28 protein-coding genes are annotated in these 26,622 nt (G+C 60.7%); 17 read left to right on the top strand and 11 right to left on the bottom strand.

All coding sequences use genetic code 11. The features are described 5' to 3' along the window. Together ACM6J5_RS28415 and ACM6J5_RS28410 are read right to left on the bottom strand one after the other, a co-directional pair. Positions 1-525, bottom strand: coding sequence for a KdsC family phosphatase (locus tag ACM6J5_RS28415; RefSeq protein WP_095944270.1), 525 nt, complete (start codon positions 523-525; stop codon positions 1-3). After that, entirely contained in the window at positions 525-1,499 is a 975-nt protein-coding gene (locus ACM6J5_RS28410; protein WP_008046161.1) for a KpsF/GutQ family sugar-phosphate isomerase, read from the bottom strand. Before ACM6J5_RS28410 ends, ACM6J5_RS28415 begins: the two co-directional genes overlap by 1 nt. Before the next feature lie 275 nt (positions 1,500-1,774). Here ACM6J5_RS28410 and ACM6J5_RS28405 point away from each other — a divergent pair, with 275 nt between their 5' ends. The 10 genes from ACM6J5_RS28405 (at position 1,775) to hisC (ending at position 9,739) form a co-directional block, all read left to right on the top strand. Next, positions 1,775-2,584, top strand: coding sequence for an ATP-binding cassette domain-containing protein (locus tag ACM6J5_RS28405; RefSeq protein WP_008001295.1), 810 nt, complete (start codon positions 1,775-1,777; stop codon positions 2,582-2,584). Further along, entirely contained in the window at positions 2,584-3,381 is a 798-nt protein-coding gene (gene mlaE / locus ACM6J5_RS28400) for a lipid asymmetry maintenance ABC transporter permease subunit MlaE (RefSeq protein ID WP_095944271.1), read from the top strand. Before ACM6J5_RS28405 ends, mlaE begins: the two co-directional genes overlap by 1 nt. Continuing rightward, entirely contained in the window at positions 3,381-3,848 is a 468-nt protein-coding gene (mlaD, locus tag ACM6J5_RS28395) for an outer membrane lipid asymmetry maintenance protein MlaD (RefSeq protein ID WP_095944272.1), read from the top strand. The genes mlaE and mlaD overlap by 1 nt, the downstream gene beginning before the upstream one ends. Positions 3,849-3,859: 11 nt before the next feature. Further along, on the top strand, positions 3,860-4,513 hold the full coding sequence (locus tag ACM6J5_RS28390) for a phospholipid-binding protein MlaC (protein ID WP_095944273.1): 654 nt from the start codon (positions 3,860-3,862) through the stop codon (positions 4,511-4,513). Continuing rightward, complete coding sequence (locus tag ACM6J5_RS28385; protein WP_150672189.1) at positions 4,510-4,815, top strand: lipid asymmetry maintenance protein MlaB; 306 nt, start codon at positions 4,510-4,512, stop codon at positions 4,813-4,815. The genes ACM6J5_RS28390 and ACM6J5_RS28385 overlap by 4 nt, the downstream gene beginning before the upstream one ends. A gap of 114 nt (positions 4,816-4,929) precedes the next feature. Further along, a complete protein-coding gene (locus tag ACM6J5_RS28380; RefSeq protein ID WP_020796650.1) occupies positions 4,930-5,169 on the top strand; it encodes a BolA family protein in 240 nt (79 codons plus the stop codon). A 22-nt stretch (positions 5,170-5,191) separates the two neighbouring features. Then, entirely contained in the window at positions 5,192-6,457 is a 1,266-nt protein-coding gene (murA, locus tag ACM6J5_RS28375; RefSeq protein ID WP_095944275.1) for a UDP-N-acetylglucosamine 1-carboxyvinyltransferase, read from the top strand. A 128-nt stretch (positions 6,458-6,585) separates the two neighbouring features. Further along, complete coding sequence (gene hisG / locus ACM6J5_RS28370) at positions 6,586-7,221, top strand: ATP phosphoribosyltransferase (RefSeq protein ID WP_008018703.1); 636 nt, start codon at positions 6,586-6,588, stop codon at positions 7,219-7,221. 125 nt (positions 7,222-7,346) lie between these two features. Then, positions 7,347-8,684 carry a histidinol dehydrogenase gene (gene hisD, locus ACM6J5_RS28365; RefSeq protein ID WP_095944276.1) on the top strand — a complete coding sequence of 446 codons (1,338 nt, stop codon included), beginning with the start codon at positions 7,347-7,349 and terminating at the stop codon, positions 8,682-8,684. Positions 8,685-8,686: 2 nt separating this feature from the next. Continuing rightward, on the top strand, positions 8,687-9,739 hold the full coding sequence (hisC, locus tag ACM6J5_RS28360) for a histidinol-phosphate transaminase (protein ID WP_095944277.1): 1,053 nt from the start codon (positions 8,687-8,689) through the stop codon (positions 9,737-9,739). Positions 9,740-9,855: 116 nt separating this feature from the next. Here hisC and algW read toward each other — a convergent pair whose 3' ends face one another. Beyond that, the gene (gene algW, locus ACM6J5_RS28355) at positions 9,856-11,016 is read right to left on the bottom strand and encodes a Do family serine endopeptidase AlgW (RefSeq protein ID WP_095944278.1); all 1,161 of its coding nucleotides are present in this window, start codon (positions 11,014-11,016) and stop codon (positions 9,856-9,858) included. Between the two features lie 103 nt (positions 11,017-11,119). Between algW and ACM6J5_RS28350 the strand changes: the two genes are divergently transcribed. The 3 genes from ACM6J5_RS28350 (at position 11,120) to cysN (ending at position 14,963) form a co-directional block, all read left to right on the top strand. Beyond that, positions 11,120-11,878, top strand: a complete 759-nt coding sequence (locus ACM6J5_RS28350; RefSeq protein ID WP_150672188.1) for a Nif3-like dinuclear metal center hexameric protein — start codon at positions 11,120-11,122, stop codon at positions 11,876-11,878. Between the two features lie 259 nt (positions 11,879-12,137). Continuing rightward, positions 12,138-13,055 (top strand): sulfate adenylyltransferase subunit CysD, encoded by a 918-nt coding sequence (gene cysD / locus ACM6J5_RS28345; RefSeq protein WP_008046199.1) that lies wholly within the window; start codon positions 12,138-12,140, stop codon positions 13,053-13,055. 9 nt (positions 13,056-13,064) lie between these two features. Then, positions 13,065-14,963 carry a sulfate adenylyltransferase subunit CysN gene (cysN, locus tag ACM6J5_RS28340; RefSeq protein ID WP_095944280.1) on the top strand — a complete coding sequence of 633 codons (1,899 nt, stop codon included), beginning with the start codon at positions 13,065-13,067 and terminating at the stop codon, positions 14,961-14,963. 172 nt (positions 14,964-15,135) lie between these two features. On the opposite strand, the gene ACM6J5_RS28335 is transcribed toward cysN, so the two are convergent. From ACM6J5_RS28335 to ACM6J5_RS28325, 3 genes are read right to left on the bottom strand one after another with little or no spacing between them, the layout of a single operon-like run. After that, a complete protein-coding gene (locus tag ACM6J5_RS28335; RefSeq protein ID WP_414929765.1) occupies positions 15,136-16,041 on the bottom strand; it encodes an acyltransferase in 906 nt (301 codons plus the stop codon). Beyond that, positions 16,042-18,141, bottom strand: coding sequence for a phosphate acetyltransferase (gene pta / locus ACM6J5_RS28330; protein WP_095944282.1), 2,100 nt, complete (start codon positions 18,139-18,141; stop codon positions 16,042-16,044). A 60-nt stretch (positions 18,142-18,201) separates the two neighbouring features. Further along, positions 18,202-18,528 carry a DUF3565 domain-containing protein gene (locus ACM6J5_RS28325; protein WP_414929764.1) on the bottom strand — a complete coding sequence of 109 codons (327 nt, stop codon included), beginning with the start codon at positions 18,526-18,528 and terminating at the stop codon, positions 18,202-18,204. On the opposite strand from ACM6J5_RS28325, the gene ACM6J5_RS28320 reads away from it, so the two are divergent. The 3 genes from ACM6J5_RS28320 to ACM6J5_RS28310 all read left to right on the top strand — a co-directional run bounded on the left by ACM6J5_RS28320 (position 18,497) and on the right by ACM6J5_RS28310 (position 20,887). Further along, positions 18,497-18,982 carry an FKBP-type peptidyl-prolyl cis-trans isomerase gene (locus ACM6J5_RS28320; protein ID WP_007901600.1) on the top strand — a complete coding sequence of 162 codons (486 nt, stop codon included), beginning with the start codon at positions 18,497-18,499 and terminating at the stop codon, positions 18,980-18,982. The genes ACM6J5_RS28325 and ACM6J5_RS28320 overlap by 32 nt on opposite strands. A gap of 122 nt (positions 18,983-19,104) precedes the next feature. After that, on the top strand, positions 19,105-19,587 hold the full coding sequence (locus ACM6J5_RS28315; protein ID WP_095944284.1) for a glutathione peroxidase: 483 nt from the start codon (positions 19,105-19,107) through the stop codon (positions 19,585-19,587). Between the two features lie 196 nt (positions 19,588-19,783). After that, a complete protein-coding gene (locus ACM6J5_RS28310; protein ID WP_095944285.1) occupies positions 19,784-20,887 on the top strand; it encodes an NADH:flavin oxidoreductase in 1,104 nt (367 codons plus the stop codon). A gap of 122 nt (positions 20,888-21,009) precedes the next feature. On the opposite strand, the gene ACM6J5_RS28305 is transcribed toward ACM6J5_RS28310, so the two are convergent. Continuing rightward, positions 21,010-22,209: a glycosyltransferase family 4 protein gene (locus ACM6J5_RS28305; protein ID WP_095944286.1), complete on the bottom strand. Its 1,200-nt coding sequence runs from the start codon at positions 22,207-22,209 to the stop codon at positions 21,010-21,012. A 36-nt stretch (positions 22,210-22,245) separates the two neighbouring features. Beyond that, positions 22,246-22,998, bottom strand: coding sequence for a sulfate transporter CysZ (gene cysZ / locus ACM6J5_RS28300; protein WP_095944287.1), 753 nt, complete (start codon positions 22,996-22,998; stop codon positions 22,246-22,248). A 315-nt stretch (positions 22,999-23,313) separates the two neighbouring features. Here cysZ and trxB point away from each other — a divergent pair, with 315 nt between their 5' ends. Beyond that, positions 23,314-24,270, top strand: coding sequence for a thioredoxin-disulfide reductase (gene trxB, locus ACM6J5_RS28295; RefSeq protein ID WP_095944288.1), 957 nt, complete (start codon positions 23,314-23,316; stop codon positions 24,268-24,270). Positions 24,271-24,442: 172 nt separating this feature from the next. Here the strand turns inward: trxB and ACM6J5_RS28290 are convergent, their stop codons facing one another. From ACM6J5_RS28290 to ACM6J5_RS28280, 3 genes are all read right to left on the bottom strand, one after another. Further along, on the bottom strand, positions 24,443-25,693 hold the full coding sequence (locus tag ACM6J5_RS28290) for an aspartate aminotransferase family protein (RefSeq protein WP_414929763.1): 1,251 nt from the start codon (positions 25,691-25,693) through the stop codon (positions 24,443-24,445). Positions 25,694-25,919: 226 nt separating this feature from the next. Further along, complete coding sequence (locus tag ACM6J5_RS28285; protein WP_150672182.1) at positions 25,920-26,258, bottom strand: HopJ type III effector protein; 339 nt, start codon at positions 26,256-26,258, stop codon at positions 25,920-25,922. Next, positions 26,251-26,547, bottom strand: coding sequence for a DUF1244 domain-containing protein (locus tag ACM6J5_RS28280; protein ID WP_046040093.1), 297 nt, complete (start codon positions 26,545-26,547; stop codon positions 26,251-26,253). The genes ACM6J5_RS28285 and ACM6J5_RS28280 overlap by 8 nt, the downstream gene beginning before the upstream one ends. Positions 26,548-26,622 lie beyond the last annotated feature (75 nt).

The following is a 26,622-nucleotide window of genomic DNA, read 5'->3' as shown; positions in this document are numbered from 1 at the left end:
TCACAGGTACGCCGCATTGGCCGCATCGAGGCGGTCCTGGGCGCGCAGGATCAATTCGCAGAATTCGCGAGCGGCACCTTCGCCGCCACGGGCGAGGGTGATGCCGTGAGCGTGTTCACGCACGAAACTGGCGGCATTGGCCACTGCCATGCCCAGGCCGACGCGGCGAATCACCGGCAGGTCCGGCAGGTCGTCGCCGAGGTAGGCCACCTGTTCATGGCTCAGGTTGAGTTGGGCCAGTAGCTCATCGAGTACCACCAGTTTATCTTCGCGACCCTGATAGAGGTGCGGGATACCGAGGTTTTTGGCCCGCCGCTCGACTACCGGGGTCTTGCGGCCACTGATGATGGCGGTCTGCACGCCGGCGGCCATCAGCATCTTGATGCCCTGGCCGTCGAGGGTGTTGAACGTCTTGAATTCGCTGCCGTCTTCGAGGAAGTACAGGCGCCCGTCGGTCAGCACGCCATCGACATCGAACACCGCCAGCTTGATCTGTTTGCCGCGTTGCAGCAGGTCCGCACTCATTACATTACTCCCGCACGCAGCAAGTCGTGCATGTTCAAGGCGCCGACCGGGCGGTCTTCACGGTCGACCACGACCAGCGCGTTGATTTTATGGTCTTCCATGATTTTCAGCGCTTCGGCGGCGAGCATCTCGGCGCGGGCGGTCTTGCCGTGTGCAGTCATGACCTGGTCGATGGTAGCGCTATGGATGTCGATGCTACGGTCCAGCGTGCGACGCAAGTCACCGTCGGTAAAGATCCCGGCCAGCTTTCCATCGGCTTCCAGGATCACGGTCATGCCCAGGCCTTTGCGGGTCATTTCCATTAGCGCGTCCTTCAGCAGGGTGCCGCGCTGTACTTGCGGCAGCTCTTGCCCGGCGTGCATGACATTTTCCACTTTCAGCAGCAGGCGTCGGCCCAGGGCGCCACCAGGATGGGAAAAGGCGAAGTCTTCGGCGGTAAAGCCGCGGGCTTCCAGCAGCGCAACGGCCAGGGCGTCGCCCATGACCAGAGCGGCGGTGGTCGATGAAGTGGGTGCCAGGTTCAACGGGCAGGCTTCGTGTTCGACGTGAACATTCAGGTTGACCTCGGCGGCCTTGGCCAGCGGCGAGTCAGGGTTGCCGGTCACGCTGATCAACTGGATGCCCAGGCGCTTGATCAGTGGCAGCAGGGTCACGATTTCATTGGTGGAGCCGGAGTTCGAGAGCGCCAGAATGATGTCGTCGCGGGTAATCATGCCCATGTCACCGTGGCTGGCTTCAGCCGGGTGCACAAAAAACGCCGTGGTGCCGGTGCTGGCCAGGGTTGCGGCAATCTTGTTGCCGATGTGCCCCGACTTACCCATGCCGACCACGACCACGCGGCCTTTGCTGGCCAGAATCATCTCGCAAGCGCGTACGAAATCTGCGTCGATATGGGGTAGCAGGCCTTGCACGGCTTCTACCTCGAGGCGGATGGTGCGTTGTGCCGATTGAATCAGGTCGCTGGATTGGCTCATGTCAGAAATCGTATAGCCTGATGAAAAGGCGGCGATTATAGCGGTTATGATCGAATCCCTCACGCTAGTTCGTCGCGCATTGTCATCCTTGTTGCCGGAAACCTTCTAAACGGGGCTTTCAAGCTGTCATGCAGTTGAACATGTCCTGGCTTTGGCCTTGGGCGCGCAGCCTTTGCAGTGATATAGTTCGCCGCCAGTTCGGCCTGCCCGGGAGGTATGTGCTTTCGTCAGAAAGCCAGGCGTCCAAGTGAGAGGCTGCATCGCAAGGAGTTTAGATGAGTGCCGATAACGCCTACGCGGTCGAGCTGAAGGGACTGTCCTTCAAGCGCGGTGCGCGCAGCATTTTCAATAATGTCGATATCCGTATCCCGCGCGGCAAGGTCACCGGCATCATGGGGCCTTCCGGGTGTGGCAAGACCACGCTCCTGCGTCTGATGGGCGCCCAGCTGCGGCCCACCAAGGGTGAAGTCTGGGTCAACGGTCAGAACCTGCCGAAACTGTCGCGCAGCGACCTGTTCGATGCGCGCAAGCACATGGGCGTGTTGTTTCAGAGCGGCGCACTGTTTACTGACCTTGATGTCTTCGAGAACGTCGCTTTTCCGTTGCGGGTTCACACGCAACTGCCGGAAGAAATGATCCGTGACATCGTCCTGCTCAAGCTGCAGGCCGTGGGCTTGCGCGGTGCCATCGAACTGATGCCTGACGAGCTTTCCGGCGGCATGAAGCGCCGTGTTGCGCTGGCCCGGGCGATCGCTCTCGATCCACAGATCCTCATGTACGACGAGCCGTTTGTCGGCCAGGACCCCATCGCAATGGGCGTTCTGGTGCGCCTGATTCGTTTGCTCAACGATGCGCTGGGCATCACCAGCATCGTGGTATCCCACGATCTGGCCGAGACCGCGAGCATTGCCGATTACATTTATGTTGTGGGCGATGGTCAGGTGTTGGGGCAGGGTACGCCGGACGAGTTGATGAACTCGGATGAACCGCGCATTCGCCAGTTCATGACCGGCGAACCCGATGGCCCGGTTCCGTACCACTTTCCAGCGACGGATTACCGCGCAGATCTTCTGGGGAAGCGCTGATGCGCAGAATTTCATTGATAGAACGCGTTCGCCGCTTCGGCCAGGCCGGCATCGATGTGCTGGCGGTGTTCGGGCGTTCGAGCCTGTTCCTGTTCCATGCCTTGCTCGGCCGGGGCGGTATCGGTGGCGGCTTCGGGCTGCTGGTCAAGCAGTTGCATTCGGTGGGCGTGATGTCCCTGGTGATCATCGTGGTCTCCGGGGTGTTCATCGGTATGGTGCTGGCGCTGCAGGGCTTCAACATTCTTTCCAGCTATGGTTCAGAGCAGGCCGTCGGGCAGATGGTGGCGCTGACGCTGCTGCGTGAGCTGGGGCCGGTGGTGACCGCCTTGCTGTTCGCCGGGCGCGCAGGTTCGGCGTTGACCGCCGAAATCGGCAACATGAAGTCCACCGAGCAGTTGTCCAGCCTGGAAATGATCGGGGTCGACCCGCTCAAGTACATCATCGCGCCACGCTTGTGGGCCGGTTTCATTTCCCTGCCGGTGCTGGCGATGATTTTCAGCGTGGTGGGTATCTGGGGCGGCTCGTGGGTGGCGGTCGACTGGCTGGGAGTCTATGAAGGTTCCTATTGGTCGAACATGCAGAACAGCGTGACGTTCACCGAAGACGTACTCAACGGGATCGTCAAAAGCGTCGTCTTTGCCTTTGTCGTGACCTGGATCGCCGTATTCCAAGGCTATGACTGCGAACCCACTTCCGAGGGGATCAGTCGTGCCACTACCAAGACCGTTGTGTATGCCTCGTTGGCAGTACTCGGCCTGGACTTTATTCTGACCGCCTTGATGTTTGGAGATTTCTGATGCAAAACCGCACCCTGGAAATCGGTGTCGGCCTTTTCTTGCTGGCTGGCATCCTGGCTTTGCTCTTGTTGGCGTTGCGGGTCAGTGGTCTGTCCCCGACTTCGAGCACCGACACGTATAAACTTTACGCCTACTTCGACAATATCGCCGGTTTGACGGTCAGAGCAAAGGTGACCATGGCCGGTGTGACCATCGGCAAGGTCACGGCCATCGATCTGGATCGCGACAGTTTCACCGGTCGGGTGACCATGCAGCTGGAAAAACGCATCGATAATCTGCCGGCGGACTCCACTGCATCTATCCTGACCGCTGGCCTGTTGGGCGAGAAGTACATCGGCATCAGCGTGGGCGGGGAAGACACCCTGCTCAAGGATGGTGGAACCATCCATGACACGCAGTCATCGCTGGTGCTCGAAGACCTGATCGGTAAATTCCTGCTCAATACCGTTAGCAAAGAAGCTAAATGAGGAACAGTTAAATGATCTCTACCTTGCGACGTGGCCTGTTGGTAATGCTCGCGGTGTTTCCGTTGGTGTCCCATGCCGTGGCGGCGCCTTCGGCGCACGATCTGGTGCAGGACACAACCAACCGTATGCTCGCGGACCTGGCTGCAAACAAAGAGAAGTACAAGCAGGACCCGCAGGACTTCTATACGGCGCTGAACAACATCGTCGGGCCGGTTGTGGATGCCGAGGGTATTTCCAAGAGCATCATGACGGTCAAATACTCTAAGAAAGCTACGCCTGCGCAAATGAAGACCTTCGAAGAAAACTTCAAGAAGGGTCTGTTCCAGTTCTACGGCAATGCCCTGCTGGAGTACAACAACCAGGGCATCACCGTTGAGCCGGCCAAAGACGAGTCGGGCGACCGTACCAGCGTTGGCATGACCGTCAAGGGCAGCAGCGGCGCGATCTATCCAGTGTCCTACACGCTGGAAAAGATCAACGGCGAGTGGAAGCTGCGTAACGTCATCATCAACGGCATCAACATCGGCAAGCTGTTCCGCGATCAGTTCGCCGATGCGATGCAGCGTAATGGCAACGACCTGGACAAGACCATCAACGGTTGGGCCGGGGAAGTCGCCAAGGCCAAGGAAGCCACCGACAAGAAGCCGGAGCAGTCAGCCCAATGAGTGAGTCGGCAGTCCGGATGGACGAAGCGGGCGAGCTGCTCCTTAGTGGCGTGCTGGATTACCGCAGCGGCCCTGGTCTGCGCGAGCAGGGCAAGGCGCTGATCAAGGCCAGCAAGGCTGCGGCGCTGGTGGTCGATTGCTCGGCGGTGACCAAGTCCAGCAGTGTCGGTTTGTCGTTGCTGCTGTGCTTTATCCGAGATGCGCAGGCAGCCGGCAAGACCCTGAGCATCCACGGGATGCCCGAAGACATGCGTGAAATCGCTCAGGTCAGCGAGCTGACCGAGCTGTTGGCGCATCCCTAACCCGCATCTATGAACAAGCCCCCCGTCCGAGTCCTGCTTGGCGGGGTTCGCAGGCGCGGGGCTTTTTTGTATGATGTCCGACCCGCGCGCACAGGGCGCCGATTGAGGTTGAGCATGCAGGCCAACGAAGTTAAGAGCTTTCTTGAAGGAAAGCTGCCCGGAACGAAAGTGGAAGTCGAGGGCGAAGGCTGCAATTTCCAGCTGAACGTGATTAGCGATGAACTGGCGGCGTTGAGCCCGGTGAAGCGTCAGCAGCAGGTCTATGCCCATTTGAACCCATGGATCACCGATGGCAGCATCCATGCGGTCACTATGAAATTTTTCAGCAGCGCGGCCTGGGCCGAGCGCACCTGAGCCCAAGGGCGTCGAGATTCTTATGGATAAATTGATTATTACTGGCGGTGCTCGTCTTGACGGCGAAATCCGCATCTCCGGGGCAAAGAACTCTGCCTTGCCGATCCTGGCTGCCACTTTGCTGTGCGATGGCCCGGTGACCGTGGCCAACCTGCCGCACCTGCACGACATCACCACCATGATCGAGCTGTTCGGGCGCATGGGTATTGAACCTGTGATCGACGAGAAACTCGCCGTCGAAATCGACCCGCGCACCATCAAGACCCTGATCGCACCGTACGAACTGGTCAAGACCATGCGTGCGTCGATCCTGGTGCTGGGCCCGATGGTTGCCCGTTTCGGTGAAGCCGAAGTCGCCTTGCCTGGTGGTTGCGCCATCGGTTCGCGTCCGGTTGACCTGCACATCCGTGGCCTGGAAGCCATGGGTGCGGTCATCGACGTCGAAGGCGGCTACATCAAGGCCAAGGCGCCTGAAGGCGGCCTGCGCGGTGCGCACTTCTTCTTCGATACCGTCAGTGTGACCGGTACCGAAAACATCATGATGGCTGCCGCCCTGGCCAAGGGCCGTAGCGTGCTGGCCAACGCGGCGCGCGAGCCGGAAGTGGTCGACCTGGCGAACTTCCTGAACGCCATGGGCGCCAAGGTTTCCGGCGCCGGCACCGACACCATCACCATCGATGGCGTCGAGCGTCTGCACACCACCACTTATAAAGTAATGCCCGACCGTATCGAAACCGGCACCTACCTGGTGGCGGCGGCGGTGACCGGTGGTCGTGTGAAGGTCAAGGATACGGATCCGACTATCCTCGAAGCCGTTCTGGAAAAACTCCGTGAGTCCGGTGCCGAAATCACCTGCGGCGAAGACTGGATCGAGCTGAACATGCACGGCAAGCGTCCGAAAGCCGTCAACGTGCGGACCGCTCCGTACCCGGCGTTCCCGACCGACATGCAGGCGCAGTTCATCTCCCTCAACGCCATTGCCGAAGGCACTGGTGCCGTGATCGAGACGATCTTCGAAAACCGCTTCATGCACGTTTACGAACTGCACCGCATGGGCGCTCACATCCAGGTCGAAGGCAACACCGCGATCGTTACCGGGATCGAAAAGCTCAAGGGCGCGCCAGTCATGGCCACCGACCTGCGTGCTTCGGCCAGCCTGGTGATCTCGGCGCTGATCGCCGAAGGCGATACCCTGATCGATCGCATCTACCACATAGACCGTGGTTACGAGTGCATCGAAGAGAAACTGCAGATGCTCGGCGCCAAGATCCGCCGCGTACCGGGCTAGTTTCTGCTGCATGGGCATAAGGATGTGCCCGTTGAATTGTTGTAAAGTCGAGCCGGTTTCCGGCTCGATGTGTGTCCGGCGCCATTTGCGACCGGGCATGAGTACCTTGATAAGGACTGACGTTTCCCATGTTGACCATCGCACTGTCCAAGGGCCGCATCCTTGACGACACCCTGCCGCTTCTGGCTGAAGCGGGCATCGTGCCGACCGAGAATCCGGACAAGAGCCGCAAGCTGATCATTCCCACGACCCAGGAAGATGTACGCCTGCTGATCGTGCGCGCCACCGACGTGCCGACTTACGTCGAACATGGTGCCGCCGACCTCGGTGTCGCCGGTAAAGATGTGCTGATGGAATATGGCGGCCAGGGCCTGTACGAGCCTCTGGACCTGCAAATTGCCCAGTGCAAGTTGATGACGGCCGGCAAGGTCGGTGCAGTCGAGCCCAAGGGGCGTCTGCGCATCGCCACCAAGTTCGTCAACGTTGCCAAGCGTTATTACGCTGAACAGGGTCGTCAGGTCGACATCATCAAGCTGTACGGCTCGATGGAACTGGCACCGCTGATCGGCCTTGCCGACAAGATCATCGACGTGGTCGACACCGGCAACACGCTGAGGGCCAACGGCCTGGAACCACAGGATTTCATTGCGGCCATCAGCTCCCGGCTGATCGTCAACAAAGCATCGATGAAGATGCAGCACGCCCGTATCCAGGCGTTGATCGACACCCTGCGCAAGGCAGTGGAGTCTCGACACCGCGGCTGATTCACCTGCGCGACGTTAAGTCGCGCCCGTCTATCCGCCTCATAGCCAGAATTCTCAGGTGCCCAAGCGGATGGAGTGCTAGCTTCGGGCGCCTGAGTTTTTGCCATTCCTATGAGGCTCTCGCTATGACCGCACCGACTGCAATTCGCCGACTCAACGCTGCTGACCCGGATTTCGCGCATCATCTGGATCATCTGCTGAGCTGGGAAAGTGTGTCTGACGACTCGGTCAATCAGCGGGTGCTGGACATCATCAAGGCCGTGCGTGAGCGCGGTGACGCGGCACTGGTGGACTTTACCCGCCAGTTCGACGGCCTGGACGTGAAGTCCATGGCCGACCTGATTCTGCCGCGCGAGCGTCTGGAGCTGGCGCTGACCCGCATCTCCGTGCCTCAGCGCGAAGCCCTGGAAGTCGCCGCGGCTCGTGTGCGTAGCTACCACGAAAAACAGAAGCAGGACTCCTGGAGCTACACCGAGGCCGACGGCACCGTGCTGGGCCAGAAAGTCACGCCGCTGGACCGCGCCGGTCTGTACGTGCCAGGCGGCAAGGCGTCGTACCCGTCGTCGGTGTTGATGAACGCGATTCCGGCCAAGGTCGCCGGCGTCACCGAAGTGGTCATGGTGGTACCGACCCCGCGCGGTGAAATCAATGAACTGGTGCTGGCCGCTGCCTGCATCGCCGGTGTCGACCGCGTGTTCACCATCGGTGGTGCTCAAGCCGTTGCCGCATTGGCTTACGGCACCGAAAGCGTGCCGAAGGTCGACAAGGTCGTTGGGCCGGGCAACATCTATGTCGCCACCGCCAAGCGCCACGTGTTTGGCCAGGTCGGTATCGACATGATCGCAGGTCCCTCCGAGATCCTCGTGGTGTGCGACGGCCAGACCGATCCGGACTGGATCGCCATGGACCTGTTCTCCCAGGCCGAGCACGACGAAGACGCCCAGGCAATCCTGGTCAGCCCCGACGCCGAGTTCCTCGACAAAGTCGCCGCCAGCATCGCCAAACTGATGCCAACCATGGAACGCGCCGCGATCATCGAAACCTCGATCAATGGCCGTGGTGCGCTGATCAAGGTTCGCGACATGGAGCAAGCCATCGAAGTGGCCAACCGCATCGCGCCGGAACACCTCGAACTGTCCGTTGCCGATCCACAAGCCTGGCTGCCGCAGATCCGCCACGCCGGTGCGATCTTCATGGGGCGTCACACCTCCGAGGCCCTGGGCGACTACTGCGCAGGTCCCAACCACGTGTTGCCGACCTCCGGCACTGCGCGCTTTTCTTCGCCGCTGGGCGTGTATGACTTCCAGAAACGTTCGTCGATCATCTTCTGCTCCGAGCAGGGCGCGTCCGTACTGGGCAAGACCGCTTCCGTGCTGGCCCGTGGCGAGTCGCTGACCGCTCACGCTCGCAGCGCCGAATACCGCATCGTTGACGAGCTCTTTAATGAAGAGCAGGGGGAGTGAACATGAGTAAATTCTGGAGCCCGTTCGTCAAGAATCTGGTGCCGTACGTGCCGGGCGAACAGCCGAAACTGGCGAAGCTGGTGAAACTCAACACCAACGAAAACCCGTACGGTCCATCGCCGAAAGCCTTGGCTGCGATGCAAACCGAACTCAATGACAACCTGCGCCTGTACCCGGACCCCAATAGCGATCTGCTGAAGAACGCGGTCGCCAAATACTATGGCGTGCGGAGCAACCAGGTGTTCCTCGGCAACGGTTCCGATGAAGTGCTGGCGCACATCTTCCACGGTTTGCTGCAGCACGATCAGCCGCTGCTGTTCCCGGACATCAGCTACAGCTTCTACCCGGTCTACTGCGGGTTGTACGGCATCAAGTTCGACGCGGTGCCGCTGGACGAGCAGTTCCAGATCAACCCGACGGACTACGCCAGGCCGAACGGCGGGATCATCTTCCCCAACCCGAACGCACCGACCGGCTGCCTGTTGGCGCTGGAGGCGGTGGAGCAGATTCTCAAGGCCAGCCCGGATTCCGTGGTGGTGGTGGATGAGGCCTACATCGACTTCGGCGGTGAGACGGCAATCTCCCTGGTGGACCGTTATCCGAACCTGCTGGTGACCCAGACCCTGTCCAAGTCCCGCTCCCTGGCGGGTCTACGGGTTGGTTTGGCGGTCGGCCATCCGGACCTGATCGAAGCGCTGGAGCGGATCAAGAACAGCTTCAACTCCTATCCGCTGGACCGCATGGCGAATGTCGGCGCTGCCGCGGCGTTCGAGGATCGCGAGTATTTCGACAAGACCTGCCGGTTGGTGATCGAGAATCGCGAGAAGGTCGTTGCACAGTTGGAGGAGAAGGGTTTTGAAGTGCTGCCATCGGCGGCGAACTTCATTTTTGCCCGTCATCCCCGGTACGATGCGGCGGGGCTTGCGGCGAAGTTGCGTGAGCAAGGCGTGATCGTCCGGCACTTCAAGCAGGAGCGGATTGCCCAGTTCCTGCGGATCTCCATCGGCACGCCTGAGCAGAATCAGGCGCTGATCGACGGCCTTGGCGATCTCTAAAACGCCACTTCCCCCTGTAGGAGCGAGTCTGCTCGCGATGGTGTGTCAGATAAATCAACGGTGACTGACACACCATCGCGAGCAGGCTCGCTCCTACAAAGGGCGGTGTGAGCTGCTTACTCTTCTTCTTTATCTTTGACCGGAGCCGGTGGCGGACGCAGGCCGACTTCCGCCATCAGCTTGAGTTCCTTGCCGTTGCGCATCACCTCGATCGCGACCTTGTCGGTCGGCTTGATCCGCGCCACCTGATTCATCGAGCGACGGCCATCACCGGCCGGTTCACCATCGATGGCAAGAATCACATCACCCAGTTGCAGGCCGGCCTTCTGTGCCGGACCATCGCGGAAAATCCCCGCCACGACAATGCCCGGGCGCCCGGACAAGCCGAACGACTCGGCCAGTTCCTGGGTCAGCGGCTGCACTTCGATACCCAGCCAGCCACGAATCACCTGGCCGTGCTCGATGATTGACTTCATCACTTCCATCGCCAGCTTCACCGGGATCGCGAAACCAATGCCCTGGGAGCCCCCGGACTTGGAGAAAATCGCCGTGTTGATGCCGGTCAGGTTGCCAATGGCATCCACCAGCGCACCGCCTGAGTTGCCTGGGTTGATCGCCGCATCGGTCTGGATGAAGTCTTCGTAGTTGTTCAGGCCCAGCTGGTTGCGCCCGGTGGCGCTGATGATGCCCATGGTCACGGTCTGGCCGACGCCGAACGGGTTGCCGATGGCCAGCGCGACGTCGCCGATGCGGATGTTGTCGGAACGCCCCACGGTAATCGCCGGCAGGTTCTTCAGGTCGATTTTCAGAACTGCGAGGTCAGTCTCCGGGTCGCTGCCGATCACCCGCGCCAGGGTTTCCCGGCCGTCCTTGAGCGCCACCACGATCTGGTCGGCGCCGCTGGTCACGTGGTTGTTGGTCAGGATGTAGCCTTCCGGGCTCATGATCACGCCGGAACCGAGGCTCGACTCCATGCGTTTCTGCTTGGGCGAGTTATCGCCGAAGAAGCGCCGGAACTGCGGATCTTCGAACAACGGATGATTGGGTTTGTTGATGACTTTGGTGGTGTACAGGTTCACCACCGATGGCGCCGCGGTGGATACCGCTTCGGCATAAGACACCGGGCCCAGCTGCATGCTGGTGGTCTGCGGCGCTTGTTGCAGATTGACGTCGAGGCTCGGGAGCCCGACCCACTGCGGGTAACGCTGGATTATCAAAAGAGCGACAAGCACGCCGGCCAACAGCGGCCAGCCGGAAAAACGCAGCGCCTTGAGCATTAAGCAGTTCCTGAGAGAGTTGCAGGCGGTATGAGACCGCTCATAATGACGCGCATTATACGAGGCCGCACGCGCCTCTGAACGGGATATTTAGGAGTCTTTTATGGCCGTCGCCCTGAGCACCCTGGTTGAAGAAGCCGACCGCTACCTCAACAGCGCCAGAATCGCCGATTATTGCCCCAACGGCTTGCAAGTCGAAGGCCGTCCGCAAGTGATGCGCATTGTCAGTGGCGTCACCGCCAGCCAGGCCTTGCTCGATGCGGCCGTGGAAGCCAATGCCGATCTGGTGCTGGTGCATCACGGCTACTTCTGGAAAGGCGAGAACCCGTGCATCACCGGCATGAAACAGCGCCGCTTGAAGACCCTGCTCAAGCACGACATCAGCCTGTTGTCCTATCACCTGCCGCTGGACCTGCACCCGGACGTGGGCAATAACGTGCAGCTCGCGCGGCAGCTCGACATCACCGTCGAAGGTCCGCTGGACCCCGACAACCTGAAGATTGTCGGCCTGGTCGGCTCACTCAGCGAGCCGATGATGCCCCGGGATTTCGCTCGCCGCGTCCAGGAGGTGATGGGGCGTGAGCCGCTGTTGATCGAAGGCAGCGCCATGATCCGCCGCGTCGGCTGGTGCACTGGTGGTGGCCAGGGTTACATCGATCAGGCCATTCTGGCCGGTGTCGATCTGTACCTCAGTGGCGAGGCTTCCGAGCAAACTTTCCACAGCGCCCGGGAAAACGACATCAGCTTCATCGCCGCCGGTCACCATGCGACCGAGCGCTACGGCGTTCAGGCGCTGGGGGATTATCTGGCTCGCCGGTTTGCGCTGGAGCACATCTTCATCGATTGCCCGAATCCGATCTGACGAAACGCCATCCCTGTAGGAGCGAGCTCGCTCGCGATGAACCTGAGAACACCGCAGGGTGTCAGGCTCCCAGCGTTATCGTTGACGACCATCGCGAGCAGGCTCGCTCCTACAGGGGGTGCGTTTGGCCCAAACGCCGGGGCATATTCATATGCTCTTTCGATCTAGTTGGCGTCCTGATTAGAAGTGGTCGCTGTGCTAGCATCCCCGCTCGAACACGGCCCGCTGGCCGTTCATAAGAAAGTTTTCGTGAGTAGCCATGGTCGACAAACTGACGCATCTGAAACAGCTGGAGGCGGAAAGCATCCACATCATCCGCGAGGTGGCCGCCGAGTTCGATAACCCGGTGATGCTGTACTCCATCGGTAAAGACTCCGCCGTGATGCTGCATCTGGCACGTAAGGCGTTCTTCCCGGGCAAGCTGCCGTTTCCGGTGATGCACGTCGACACTCGCTGGAAATTCAAGGAGATGTACAGCTTCCGCGACAAGATGGTCGCCGAGCTGGGCCTTGACCTGATCACCCACGTCAACCCGGACGGCGTGGCGCAGGACATCAACCCGTTCACCCACGGCAGCGCCAAGCACACCGATATCATGAAGACCGAGGGCCTGAAGCAGGCACTCGACAAGTATGGTTTCGACGCAGCATTCGGCGGCGCCCGTCGCGATGAAGAGAAATCCCGCGCCAAAGAGCGCGTGTACTCGTTCCGCGACAGCAAGCACCGCTGGGATCCGAAAAACCAGCGTCCCGAGCTGTGGAACGTCTACAACGGCAAGGTCAACAAGGGCGAGTCGATCCGCGTCTTCCCGCTGTCGAACTGGACCGAGCTGGACATCTGGCAGTACATCTACCTTGAAGGCATCCCGATCGTTCCGTTGTACTTCGCCGCCGAGCGTGAAGTCATCGAGAAGAACGGCACGCTGATCATGATCGACGACGAGCGCATCCTCGAGCACCTGAGCGATGAAGACAAAGCGCGCATCGTCAAAAAGAAAGTGCGTTTCCGTACCCTTGGTTGCTACCCGTTGACGGGCGCGGTGGAGTCCGAGGCCGAAAGCCTCACGGACATCATTCAGGAAATGCTCCTGACGCGAACTTCCGAGCGCCAGGGCCGTGTCATCGACCACGATGGCGCCGGCTCCATGGAAGACAAAAAACGTCAGGGTTATTTCTAAGGGGTTGTCATGTCGCACGTATCTGATTTGATCAGCGAGGACATCCTCGCCTACCTGGGCCAGCACGAACGTAAAGAGCTGCTGCGCTTTCTGACCTGCGGTAACGTCGACGACGGCAAGAGCACCCTGATCGGGCGCCTGCTGCACGACTCCAAGATGATCTACGAAGATCACCTGGAAGCCATTACCCGCGACTCGAAAAAAGTCGGCACCACCGGTGAAGACATCGACCTGGCGCTGCTGGTCGACGGCCTGCAGGCCGAGCGCGAACAAGGCATCACCATCGATGTCGCGTACCGCTATTTCTCCACCGCCAAGCGCAAATTCATCATCGCCGACACCCCGGGCCATGAGCAGTACACCCGCAACATGGCCACTGGTGCCTCCACCTGTGACCTGGCGATCATCCTGGTCGACGCCCGTTACGGCGTGCAGACCCAGACCCGTCGCCACAGCTTCATTGCCTCGTTGCTGGGCATCAAGCACATAGTCGTGGCCATCAACAAGATGGACCTCAAGGACTTCGACCAGGGCGTGTTCGAGTCGATCAAGGCCGATTACCTGCAGTTCGCCGAAGGCTTGAAGATGAAGCCCACCACGATGCACTTCGTGCCGATGTCGGCTTTGAAGGGCGACAACGTGGTGAACAAGTCCGAGCGCTCGCCGTGGTACACCGGCCAGTCGCTGATGGAAATTCTCGAGACCGTGGAAGTGGCGGGCGATCGCAACTTCACCGACCTGCGTTTCCCGGTGCAGTACGTCAACCGTCCGAACCTGAACTTCCGTGGCTTCGCCGGTACTCTGGCCAGCGGCATCGTCAAGAAAGGCGACGAAGTCGTGGTGCTGCCGTCGGGCAAGAGCAGCCGCGTGAAGTCCATCGTCACCTTCGAAGGTGAGCTGGAGCATGCAGGTCCAGGTCAGGCTGTCACGCTGACCATGGAAGACGAAATCGATATCTCCCGTGGCGACCTGTTGGTTCACGCCGACAACGTGCCGCCGGTGACCGACAGCTTCGAAGCCATGCTGGTGTGGATGGCTGAAGAGCCGATGCTGCCGGGCAAGAAATACGACATCAAGCGCGCCACCAGTTACGTGCCAGGCTCCATCGCCAGCATCGTCAACAAGGTCGACGTGAACACCCTGGAAGAAGGTCCGGCCAGCGCGTTGCAGCTGAACGAAATCGGCAAGGTCAAGATCGCGCTCGATGCGCCGATTGCCCTCGACGGTTACGACAGCAACCGCACCACCGGCGCGTTCATCATCATCGACCGCTTGACCAACGGCACCGTTGGCGCGGGCATGATCGTCGCCCAGCCTTTGGCCCATGGCACCAGCACGCACCACGGCAAACTGGCCCACGTCGCCACCGAAGAACGCGCACAGCGCTTCGGCCAGCAACCGGCCACCGTGTTGTTCAGCGGCTTGTCGGGCGCGGGCAAAAGCACCCTGGCGTATGCCGTTGAACGCAAGCTGTTCGACCTGGGGCGTGCGGTGTTCGTACTCGATGGCCAGAACCTGCGTCACGACCTGAACAAAGGTCTGCCACAGGATCGCGCCGGGCGTACCGAGAACTGGCGTCGTGCCGCCCACGTTGCGCGTCAGTTCAACGAAGCCGGTCTGTTGACCCTCGCGGCGTTCGTTGCCCCGAGTGCCGAAGGGCGTGAACAGGCACGGGAACTGATCGGCAAGGAACGTCTGCTGACGGTCTACGTCCAGGCTTCGCCGACGGTCTGCGCCGAGCGCGATCCGCAAGGTTTGTACGCGGCGGCCGGGGATAACATCCCGGGCGACTCCTTCCCGTACGACGTGCCGCTGGATGCCGATCTGGTGATCGACACCCAGTCCGTTTCGCTGGAAGAAGGCGTGAAGCAAGTGCTGGGTCTGCTGCGTGAGCGTGGTGCGATCTAAGCCTTAGCCGGAAAATGAAAAACCCGCCGATGAGTAATCACCGGCGGGTTTTTTTATTTCAGATCGACTCGGTCAACTGTGGGAGTGAGCCTGCTCGCGATAGCGGTGGATCAGTCGACATAAATTCTGAATGTACGACCGCTATCGCGAGCAGGCTCGCTCCTACAGGGGATTAGTGTTTGCCTGGATACTCCCGATGCATCTGTTCCAGCAACGCATCCTTGTCCTGCCACAACTGATTGATCCAGCCCTGAAACTGCAAACGGTATTCGCCATCCTGGTCATAGTTCTTGCCAATGAACTGCGGCGGAATCTTCAGCTCTTCAAAGTGCACCACCACGTCCGCCACATTCCCGCACAGCAAATCCCAGAAGCCCGGACGCCCGGCGGGGTAGTGGATGGTCACGTTGACCAGGGATTCAAGCTGCTCGCCCATCGCATCCAGCACAAAGGCAATGCCGCCAGCCTTGGCCTTGAGCAGGTACTTGAAGGGCGACTGCTGTTGCTTGTGCTTGCCCTCGGTGAAGCGCGTGCCTTCGACGAAGTTGAAAATGCCCACCGGGTTGTCGCGGAATTTCGCACAGGTCTTGCGGGTGGTTTCCAGGTCCTTGCCTTTCTTCTCCGGGTGCTTCTCCAGATAGGTCTTGGAGTAGCGTTTCATGAACGGAAAGCCCAGCGCCCACCACGCCAGACCGATAACCGGCACCCAGATCAGCTCCTGCTTGAGAAAGAACTTCAACGGTTGAATGCGCCGGTTGAGCACGTATTGCAGCACCAGGATGTCGACCCAGCTTTGGTGGTTGCTGGTGATCAGGTACGAGTGCTGATAGTCCAGGCCTTGCAAGCCGCTGATGTGCCAGCGTGTGCGGCGCACCAGGTTCATCCAGCCTTTGTTGAGGCTGATCCAGGCTTCGTGGGTATGGCTCATCAGCCAGCCCGCGAGGCGCTGGGTGAGGGCGAACGGCAATACCTTGACGAGCGCCACGCAGAACAGGAACGAGCAGAGCAGAATCGTGTTCAGTGCCAACAGCAGCGAGGCGATTACGCCCCGCAGCGGAGCAGGTAGGAAGTCCAGCATTTACACATCCATAGGTCGGTTGGCAGCTTGAATCGCGGTCAATGCGATGGTGTAGACGATGTCATCGACCTGCGCGCCGCGCGGCAAATCGTTCACCGGTTTGCGCAGGCCTTGCAGCATCGGCCCAAGGCTCACGCAGTCGGCGCTACGTTGTACGGCCTTGTGCGTGGTGTTGCCGGTGTTGAGGTCGGGGAACACGTACACCGTGGCACGACCGGCCACCTGACTGTTCGGCGCCAGTTGCCGGGCCACGCTTTCGTTGGCGGCGGTGTCGTACTGCAAGGGGCCGTCGATCAGCAGTGAGTGCTGTTGTTCGTGGGCGAGCAGGGTCGCCTCGCGGACCTTCTCGACCTCTTCGCCGCTGTCCGACTCGCCGCTGGAGTAGCTGATCATCGCCACCCGTGGCGTGATGCCGAATGCGGCGGCCGAGTCAGCGCTTTGCAGGGCGATCTCGGCCAGTTCGCTGGCGCTCGGGTGCGGGTTCATCACGCAGTCGCCGTACACCAGTACCTCTTCCGGGAACAGCATGAAGAACACCGACGACACCAGGGTGCAGCCCGGCGCGGTTTTGATCAGTTGCAGGGCCGGGCGGATGGTGTTGGCGGTGGTGTTGATTACGCCCGACACGAGGCCGTCGACTTCATCCAGGGCCAGCATCATGGTGCCGATCACCACGGTGTCTTCCAGTTGTTGCTCGGCCATCGGCGCGTTGAGGCTTTTGCTTTTGCGCAGCGCGACCATGGGCTCGACATAGCGCTCGCGGATCGAGTCCGGATCGATGATTTCCAGTCCCGGCGGCAACTCGATGCCCTGGGCGCGGGCGACGGCCTGCACGTCCTCGGGCTTGGCCAGCAACACACAGCGAGCGATGCCACGGGCCTGGCAGATCGCGGCGGCCTGCACGGTCAGCGGCTCGCTGCCTTCGGGCAGCACGATGCGCTTGTTGGCCGCCTGGGCGCGCTGGATCAATTGATAGCGGAAAACCGCTGGCGACAGGCGCATCTCCCGTGGCGTACCGCAGCGCTGGTGCAGCCAGTTGGCATCGAGATGACCGGCGATGAAATCAGTGATGATTTCGGCGCGCTCGCGGTCGTCGATGGGGATTTCCTTGTTCAGGCCATTGAGCAGGTTGGCGGTGTCATAGGAACCGGTACTCACAGACAGCACCGGCAACCCGGCCTGCAGGGCGCCGCGACACAGGTCCATGATGCGCGGGTCGGGCAGGGTGTCGCTGGTCAGCAGCAGGCCGGCGAGCGGCACGCCGTTCAAGGCCGCGAGGCTGACGGCGAGGATGATGTCGTCGCGGTCGCCGGGGGTCACCACCAGCACGCCGGGCTTGAGCAACTCCACGGTGTTGCGCATGGTGCGGGCGCAAATGATGATCTTGGTCATGCGCCGGGTTTCGTAATCACCGGCGTTGAGCACTTGCGCGCCCATCAGGTCGGCGACGTCGCGGGTGCGCGGGGCGTTCAGTTCCGGCTGGAACGGAATGCAGCCGAGCAAGCGGAAATCACCACTGCGCAGCAACGGCGAATGTTCCTTCAGGCGCGAGGCGAAGGCCTCCATGCTTTCTTCGGTCTTGACCTTGTTGAGGATCACGCCGAGGACTTTCGGGTCTTTCGGACCACCGAACAATTGCGCCTGCAACTCGACGCGGCCCGACAGTTCGGTCAGCACTTCGTTTTCCGGTGCCGAGACCAGGATCACTTCGGCGTCGAGGCTCTTGGCCAGGTGCAGGTTGACCCGCGCGGCGTAACTGGCGCTGCGGGTCGGCACCATGCCTTCGACGATCAGCACGTCCTTGCCGATGGCCGCCTGCTGATAAAGGGCGATGATTTCTTCGAGCAGTTCATCGAGCTGACCGTCGCCGAGCATGCGCTCGACATGGGCCAGGCCCAGGGGCTGTGGCGGTTTCAAGCCGTGGGTACGGGCCACCAGTTCGGTGGAACGTTCCGGGCCCGTGTCGCCTGGATGCGGCTGGGCAATCGGCTTGAAGAAACCGACCTTGAGCCCGGCGCGCTCAAGGGTGCGCACCAGCCCGAGGCTGATGGAGGTCAGACCCACACCAAAATCGGTGGGCGCGATAAAAAAAGTTTGCATGCGGATTCTCTAAAGGTGCATTGCAAAGGCGATGACCTATAACTGGTCGTCTACCGAAATTCAGTCGCCAAGGTTATCGCTAACCGAGCCTTGTGCGCACCAACCACAATCAAAGGCTTGGCCTGTTTTTTTCTGGCGCTGCGCAGGATCCATGACCCAGGCGCGCGATTGCCATGGCGGCTGGTGCCGCAGGTGTTGGGTGTGGCCGCAGGAAAGCTCGGCCACCCAGTGGCCGTCCTCGTCCTGATGGAAGCCTGTGATCGTCGAAACCCGTTTGTCCGGGTTGTGTTCGCTTTCGGACGATTGCTTCGCTAAACTTGGCCTTTCTATATTCTTATGCAAAAGGTCTCGCCCCATGCTGATCGCCGCCAATAAGGCTGTCTCCATCGACTATACCCTGACCAACGACGCTGGTGAGGTCATCGACAGCTCCGCCGGCGGCGCGCCGCTGGTCTACCTGCAAGGCGCAGGCAACATCATCCCGGGCCTGGAAAAGGCTCTGGAAGGCAAGGCTGTCGGCGACGAGCTGACCGTAGCCGTTGAGCCGGAAGACGCTTACGGCGAATACGCTGCCGAACTGGTCAGCACCCTGAGCCGCAGCATGTTCGAAGGCGTCGACGAGCTGGAAGTGGGCATGCAGTTCCACGCTTCCGCTCCGGACGGCCAGATGCAGATCGTGACCATCCGTGATCTGGACGGCGACGACGTCACCGTTGACGGCAACCACCCGTTGGCCGGTCAGCGCCTGAATTTCCAGGTCAAGATCATCGACATCCGTGACGCCAGCCAGGAAGAAATCGCTCATGGCCACGTCCATGGCGAAGGTGGCCATCACCACTGATTTCTGCGCTAAGCTCAGATAACTGGAGAGGCGCCCTGTGGGCGCCTTTTTAGTCTGCGGTCGTCCCTGACGACACCGCCAAGTGGCTGTTTCGAGAAGAACACGGGAATCTGGAGTACGCCATGAGTGCTTTTCACGACCTTAAATTGACAGCCCTGGATGGACAGGAGCTACCTTTGGCGCCTTTCAAGGGCCAAGTCGTACTGGTGGTCAACGTCGCTTCCAAATGCGGTCTGACCCCGCAGTACGCGGCGCTGGAAAACCTCTACCAGCAATTCAAGGCCAAGGGCTTCAGCGTCCTTGGCTTGCCGTGCAACCAGTTTGCCGGGCAGGAACCGGGGACCGAGCGGGAGATCAAGGATTTTTGCAGCCTCAACTATGGCGTGACCTTTCCGTTGTCCAGCAAGCTGGAAGTCAACGGGCATGATCGTCATCAGTTGTACCGCTTGCTGGCGGGCGAGGGCGCGGAGTTTCCCGGCGACATCACCTGGAACTTCGAGAAGTTCCTGCTGGGCAAGGACGGCCGTGTACTGGCTCGGTTCTCGCCACGTACGGCACCGGATGATCCGAGCATTATTCACGCGATTGAAAAAGCGCTGAGCTGATATCTCCCCCTCCCTGTAGGAGCGAGCCTGCTCGCGATGGTTGTAGGAACACCGCGGGGCATCAGACCGCCAGCGTTATCGTTGACCACCATCGCGAGCAAGCTCGCTCCTACATCACCAAAATCAATAATGCTGTTCAATGAGTTGGACACTCCATATTATCACCGTCATAAAGTTACTTCCCGTGGAGCGTCCCATGCCCGTCAAAGCCCTGTTCAAACCGTTCCACCTCGGCACCCTCGAACTGCCGACCCGCGTCGTCATGGCGCCGATGACCCGCTCCTTTTCCCCAGGCGGCGTGCCTAACTCCAAAGTGATCGAGTACTACCGTCGTCGCGCCGCTGCGGGCGTCGGCCTGATCATCACCGAAGGCACCACCGTCGGTCACAAGGCGTCCAACGGTTATCCGAACGTTCCGCATTTCTACGGTGAAGCGGCCCTGGCCGGCTGGAAGAAAGTCGTCGACGCCGTTCACGCCGAAGGCGGCAAGATCGTTCCGCAGCTGTGGCACGTGGGCAGTGTGCGCCGTATCGGCACCGAGCCGGACGCCAGCGTGCCGGGTTATGGCCCGTCGGAAAAACTGAAGGAAGGTCAGGTCGTGGTGCACGGCATGACCAGACAAGACATCCAGGACGTGATCGCCGCCTTCGCCCAGGCCGCCAGGGATGCCCAGAGCATCGGCATGGACGGCGTGGAAATCCACGGTGCCCACGGTTATCTGGTGGACCAGTTCTTCTGGGAAGGCAGCAACCAGCGTACGGACGATTACGGCGGCAGCCTGGCCAACCGTTCGCGTTTTGCCATTGAATTGATTCAGGCCGTGCGTGCGGCGGTCGGTGAAGGTTTCCCGATCATCTTCCGCTTCTCCCAGTGGAAGCAGCAGGACTACACCGCACGTCTGGTGCAAACCCCGGAAGCCTTGGGCGAGTTCCTCAAGCCGTTGGCTGACGCGGGCGTGGATATTTTCCACTGCTCGACCCGCCGCTTCTGGGAGCCGGAGTTCGACGGTTCCGAGCTGAACCTGGCCGGCTGGACCCGCCAACTCACCGGCAAGCCAACCATCACCGTGGGCAGCGTCGGCCTGGACGGCGAGTTCCTGCAGTTCATGGTCAACACCGATAAGGTCGCGCAGCCGGCCAGCCTGGAAAAGCTGCTGGAGCGCCTGAACAACGACGAGTTCGACCTGGTGGCCGTTGGTCGCGCGCTGCTGGTGGACCCGGACTGGGCACAGAAAGTGCGCGACGGCCGTGAGGAAGACATTCTGCCGTTCAGTCGTGAGGCGTTGATGACACTGGTTTAAGCCTGATCAAGCCCCATCGCCAGCAGGCTGGCTCCCACAGTTAACCGCGTTCCACCTGAGGCAATGCGGTCTAATGTGGGAGCTAGCCTGCTAGCGATGAGGGCCTCTAAGTCAGCAAAAAATCAGGGCAAGGTCGGCGCATTCGGCACCACCATCTCCCCCGCACACGCCCCGCGCAACTGCCCCTCGAACTGCTCGATGATCGTCGCCCACCCTTGGCGACTGGCATGCTGGCGCGCATTGAGACGCACATTGCGCAAGGCTTCCCGCTCCTCCAGCAGCCATGCCGCTGCATCGCAGAACGCTTCTTCATCCCCCGGCATCGCCAGCACGCCGTTGTAGCCATGGCGAATATGCTGGGCGGCTGCCGCCTGGTCGTAGGCCACCACACCGAGCCCCGAGGCGAGTGCTTCAAGCACCACATTGCCGAAGGTTTCGGTCAGGCTCGGAAACAGAAACACGTCGCCCGAGGCGTAGTGACACGCCAGGGCTTCACCCCGTTGGGTGCCGCAGAAAATCGCCTCGGGCATTTCGTTTTCCAGTGCCTGGCGCTGCGGGCCGTCGCCCACCACGATCAGTTTCAGCTTGCGCTGGGGATAACTCGCCTTGAGGGCATTGAAGGTGCGCTTGAGCAGGCCGAGATTCTTTTCCGGGGCCAGGCGTCCGACATGAATGACGGCGATGTCTGCCTCGGCCAGTCCCCATTGCTCGCGCAGGGCATTCAAGCGTTTGGCCGGGTGAAACAATTCGCTGTCGACCCCACGGGACAGCAACGCCAGTCGCTCGAACTGACGTCGCTCCAGTTCCAGGCGCTGACTGACGCTGGGCACCAGGGTCATGGTCGAGCGGTTGTGGAACCAGCGCAGGTAGTGAGTCAGCAGGCGCGTGAGCAAACCCAGCCCGTACTGGTTGGAGTACTGCTGGAAGTTGGTGTGAAAACCGCTGACCACGGAAATCCCCAGTCGCCGCGCCGCACGCAAGGCCGACAAGCCCAGTGGACCCTCGGTGGCGATGTAGAGCACGTCCGGACGGTGACGCGTCCAGCGCCGCAGCAGTTTGTGCATCGACGACTGACCCCATTGCAGGCCGGGATAGCCCGGTAGCGGCCAGCCGCGGCACAGCAACAACTCATCGTCGCTGCCCAGTTGCTGGTCGCAACCCTGACGCGGTCGCACCAGTTCCACTTGATGCCCGCGCGCGCGCAATCCGTCGCACAAGCGACCCAGGGTATTGGCCACGCCGTTGATTTCCGGTGGGAAGGTTTCGGTGATCAGGGTGATATGCAGAGCTGTCGTCATGACCCCAGTGTCGACCGGGGCCATGTCGTCAGTGTGACGTCGGGATGATGGATTTGTGACTTAGCGCTGCGCCACCAGGTTTTCCGCCCCACGTTCACGCACCCAGAACAGCGTAGCGCCCGCCACGGCCGCCGGCATCATCAGGATGTTGACCACCGGGATCAGCAGCACCAGGTACACGCTGCCGCCGAAGCTCATGCTCTGCCAGCGCTTTTGGCGCAGCCAGGCGAGCATTTCATTCCAGCCCAGCTTGTGGTTATCCGCCGGGTAGTCGATGTACTGGATTGCCATCATCCACACCCCGAACAACAGCCACAGCGGCGCGGCGATGATATTCACCACCGGGATGAACGAGAGGATGAACAGCCCGACTGCCCGGGGCAGAAAGTAGCCGAGCTTGCGCATCTCCCGGGCCAGGGTGCGCGGGACCATCGCAATCAACTCGCCCCAGCTGAAGGCCGGGAAGTCATCGGTGCCGCGCACCACCACTTCGACTTTCTCCGCGAGGAAGCCGTTGAATGGCGCGGCAATGACGTTGGCGAGCATGGTGAAGGAGAAGAACACCATCAACACGACGAGGACCACGAACAGCGGCCAGAGGATGTAGCTGAGAAAACTCAGCCAGTCAGGCAGGGACGGCATCAAGGTGTCGACCCACAGGCTGAATTGATGACCAGCCAGATAGATCAATCCGACGAACAGCACCAGGTTGATCGCCAGCGGCAACAGCACAAACAAGCGCAAGCTGGGGCTCAGCACCAGCTTGAGGCCTTCGCGCAGGTATTGCGGGCCGGACAGAACAGGGGCGGGCATAAGAGGCTCCGGGCAGAGGGGAATCGCGCCGACCTTACCGGCTTTGCCTCACAGGCGAAAGCGCGATGGCGGTATCGACATTCACTGTAACAAAGACGTCGATATCGTCGGCCAGATGGCATAGAGACCACCTATGAGCTGGATTGTTAAACCGTATTTCCTTAATCTTCGCCCCCTCGATATGTTGTACCCAATCTTTTTACAGGACGGTCGGGTTCAAGCCTTCCCCAAGTGCTTACAACCGTTCTTTTTTATTCCAGCCGGCAATCCGGCGTTCCGCGCCAGGTATTCCGGGCCGGTCAACAGGAGCAGGTCATGTCTGAAGTCCGTCATTCGCGAGTGATTATTCTCGGTTCCGGCCCTGCCGGTTACAGCGCCGCAGTCTATGCCGCCCGTGCCAACCTCAAGCCACTGCTGATCACCGGCATGCAGGCCGGCGGTCAACTGACCACCACCACCGAAGTCGACAACTGGCCGGGCGACGTCCACGGCCTGACCGGCCCGGCGCTGATGGAGCGGATGCGCGAGCACGCCGAGCGCTTTGAAACCGAGATCGTGTTCGATCACATCAATGCCGTGGATTTCGCTGCCAAGCCATACACCCTGACCGGCGACAGCGCGACTTACACTTGCGATGCCCTGATCATCGCCACCGGCGCCAGCGCTCGTTACCTGGGCCTGCCATCGGAAGAAGCGTTCATGGGCAAAGGTGTTTCGGCCTGCGCGACCTGCGACGGTTTCTTCTACCGCAACAAGCCTGTGGCTGTGGTCGGCGGCGGCAACACCGCTGTTGAAGAAGCCCTGTACCTGGCCAACATCGCCAGCAAGGTGACCCTGATCCACCGTCGCGAAACCTTCCGCGCCGAGAAGATCCTGATCGACAAGCTGAACGCCCGTGTGGCCGAAGGCAAGATCGAGCTGAAACTGAACGCGACCCTGGACGAAGTGCTGGGCGACAACATGGGCGTGACCGGTGCCCGCCTGAAGAACAACGACGGCAGCTTCGACGAAGTGAAAGTCGATGGTGTGTTCATCGCCATCGGCCACACCCCGAACACTTCGCTGTTCGAAGGTCAGTTGACCCTGAAAGACGGTTACCTGGTGGTGCAGGGCGGCCGTGACGGCAACGCCACTGCCACCAGCCTCGAAGGTATCTTCGCCGCCGGTGACGTGGCTGACCACGTGTACCGTCAGGCCATCACCTCCGCTGGCGCCGGTTGCATGGCGGCACTGGATGCCGAGCGTTACCTCGACGATCTGCAGAACGCTTGATTTTGCTGTTGTTGAAATAAGAAAACCGGCTTCGGCCGGTTTTTTTGTGCCCGCGATTGATTCATCAACCCCTGTAGGAGCGAGCCTGCTCGCGATTACGGTGATTCAGTCGACATCAATGTTGAATGAAAAATCGCCATCGCGAGCAGGCTCGCTCCTACAGGAATTGTGTTCAGGTCAGTTTTGCCAGGCAGGCTTCAAGAATATCCAACCCTTCCTCCAACACCGCAGCCTCAATGGTCAACGGCGCCAGCAAGCGGATGATGTGCCGCGACTTGCCGCTAGGCATCAACAGCAAACCTGCATCCCGCGCCAGGGTCAGCAGTTGGGTCAATTGTGCCGGGGCGGGCGAGCCATCGGCATTGATCAACTCGATACCACGCATGGCGCCGACGCCGGTCAGGCGTCCCAGGTACGGCGTCAGGTTGTTCGCACGCCAGGTTGCATGGCGGCCGACAATCGCTTCTTCCTGTTGGGCGCCCCAGGCATGCAGGTTGGCATCGGTCATTTCGTCCAGCGTCGCCAATGCGGCTGCGCAAGCGATGGGATTGCCGGAATAGGTGCCACCGAGTCCGCCCTTGGGCAAGTTGTCCAGCAGCGACTTGCGCCCGACCACCGCACCCAGCGGCACACCTGCGGCGATGCTTTTGCCGAGCAGGATCAGGTCGGGTTCGATGCCCAGCCGCGGGAACGCGAAGCGCTGGCCGGTTCGACCGAAACCGGACTGGATTTCATCGGCGATCAGCACAATGCCCTTGTCGTCGCAGAACTTGCGCAGCGCTTGGGCGAACTCGGCCTCCATGGCCAGAAAGCCTGCTTCGCCCTGCACCGGTTCGACGATAAAGCAGGCGACATCTTCGACATCGATCTCGACGCTGAACAGGCGCTCCATGGCTTTGAGGGCCTCGGCACAGGTGACGCCGTTGTCCTGGCTGGGGAAGGGCAGGTGAAACACCGGCCCCGGCAGCACGCCGACTTTTTGTTTGTACGGCGCGACTTTTCCATTGAGGTTGAGGGTGGCCAGTGTGCGGCCGTGGAAGGCGCCGTCAAAGGCAACCACAGCGGTGCGCCCGGTGGCGCCACGGACGATCTTCAGGGCGTTTTCCGCGGCTTCCGCGCCGCTGTTGGTGAGCATGCCGCTGACCGGGTAACCCACCGGCATGAACGCACTGAGGCGATCCATCAGCTCGAGGTAAGGCACATGGGGGGCCGCGTTGAACGCGTAGTGGGTCAGCCGGGTGGCCTGTTCGCGAATGGCCTCGACGATGCGCGGATGGCAATGGCCGAGGTTGAGTACGCCGATGCCACCGACAAAGTCGATATAGCGCTGGCCATCGGTGTCCCAGACCTCGGCATTCTTGCCGTGGCTGAGCGTGACAGGGTGAACGATGTTGATCGACTGGCTGATGGTTTCGCTGCGCATGGAGGATCGGCTCGGAAGAAGGAGGACTTCTTTTTATCTAAGCCGTGAGCGGTGGTACGGGGCAAACGAAATAAAGTTGCCGGGTCAATCTTAAAAGTCAGGATGTGCTGTCGATCGTCTGTAGGAGCGAGCCTGCTCGCGATGGTAGTGAACGATAACACGGGGTGCCTGATGCCCCGCAGCGCTCTCAGGTTCATCGCGAGCAGGCTCGCTCCTACAATTTGAGTCAGCGGCGAGTCAGTGGTTGCTGAGCGAACTTCACACCCGCCAGGCCATGGGCGATCAAGGCGCGGATATTGCCATGGTCGTTACCTTCAGGAGTCGCGACTACCGAACGGTAATGCTCGCCAAAAGCCAGCAGGGCTTCTTCATCGCTCAAGCCTTCGAGCAGCGCCAGGCCCAGGGTCTTGCACGAGCCTTCGTTTTGCCCGGCCGCGTTTTCCACGCCACCGTTGTTGAAGGCCTGAGGCTGATAGTCGTAACCGGCGGCGATGAAGGCCAGGGTGTCGGCGAAGGCGTGTTCGCCGCTGTTGAGGCTGGCGCGCAGGGTGTTCAAATCACTCATTGGGTTTTCCTTTGGCGAACGCCGCTTGCTGGTCGGCGCTGGCTTCTTGCTGATATTGGGCTTTCCATTCGGCGTACGGCATGCCGTAAACCACTTCGCGGGCTTCGTCGAGGCTGACCTCGATCTGGCGGTCGTCGGCCGCCGCCTTGTACCACTTGGACAGGCAGTTGCGGCAAAAACCCGAGAGGTTCATCAGGTCGATGTTCTGCACATCCTTGCGGCTGTCCAGGTGGGCCACCAGCCGGCGAAAGGCGGCGGCTTCGAGTTCCAGGCGTTGTTGATCGGTCATGGCGGTCTCTGCGAGACAGCTTCAAGCGGCACGCTTGAAGCTACAAGTTGGATTGCGGTGGCTTGAAGTCTACCG

This window comes from Pseudomonas sp. IT-P74 (assembly GCF_949768175.1).
Lineage (GTDB): Bacteria > Pseudomonadota > Gammaproteobacteria > Pseudomonadales > Pseudomonadaceae > Aquipseudomonas.
The sequence above is the reverse complement of the archived record's forward strand: the minus strand, read 5'-3'. Positions and strand labels throughout refer to the sequence as shown.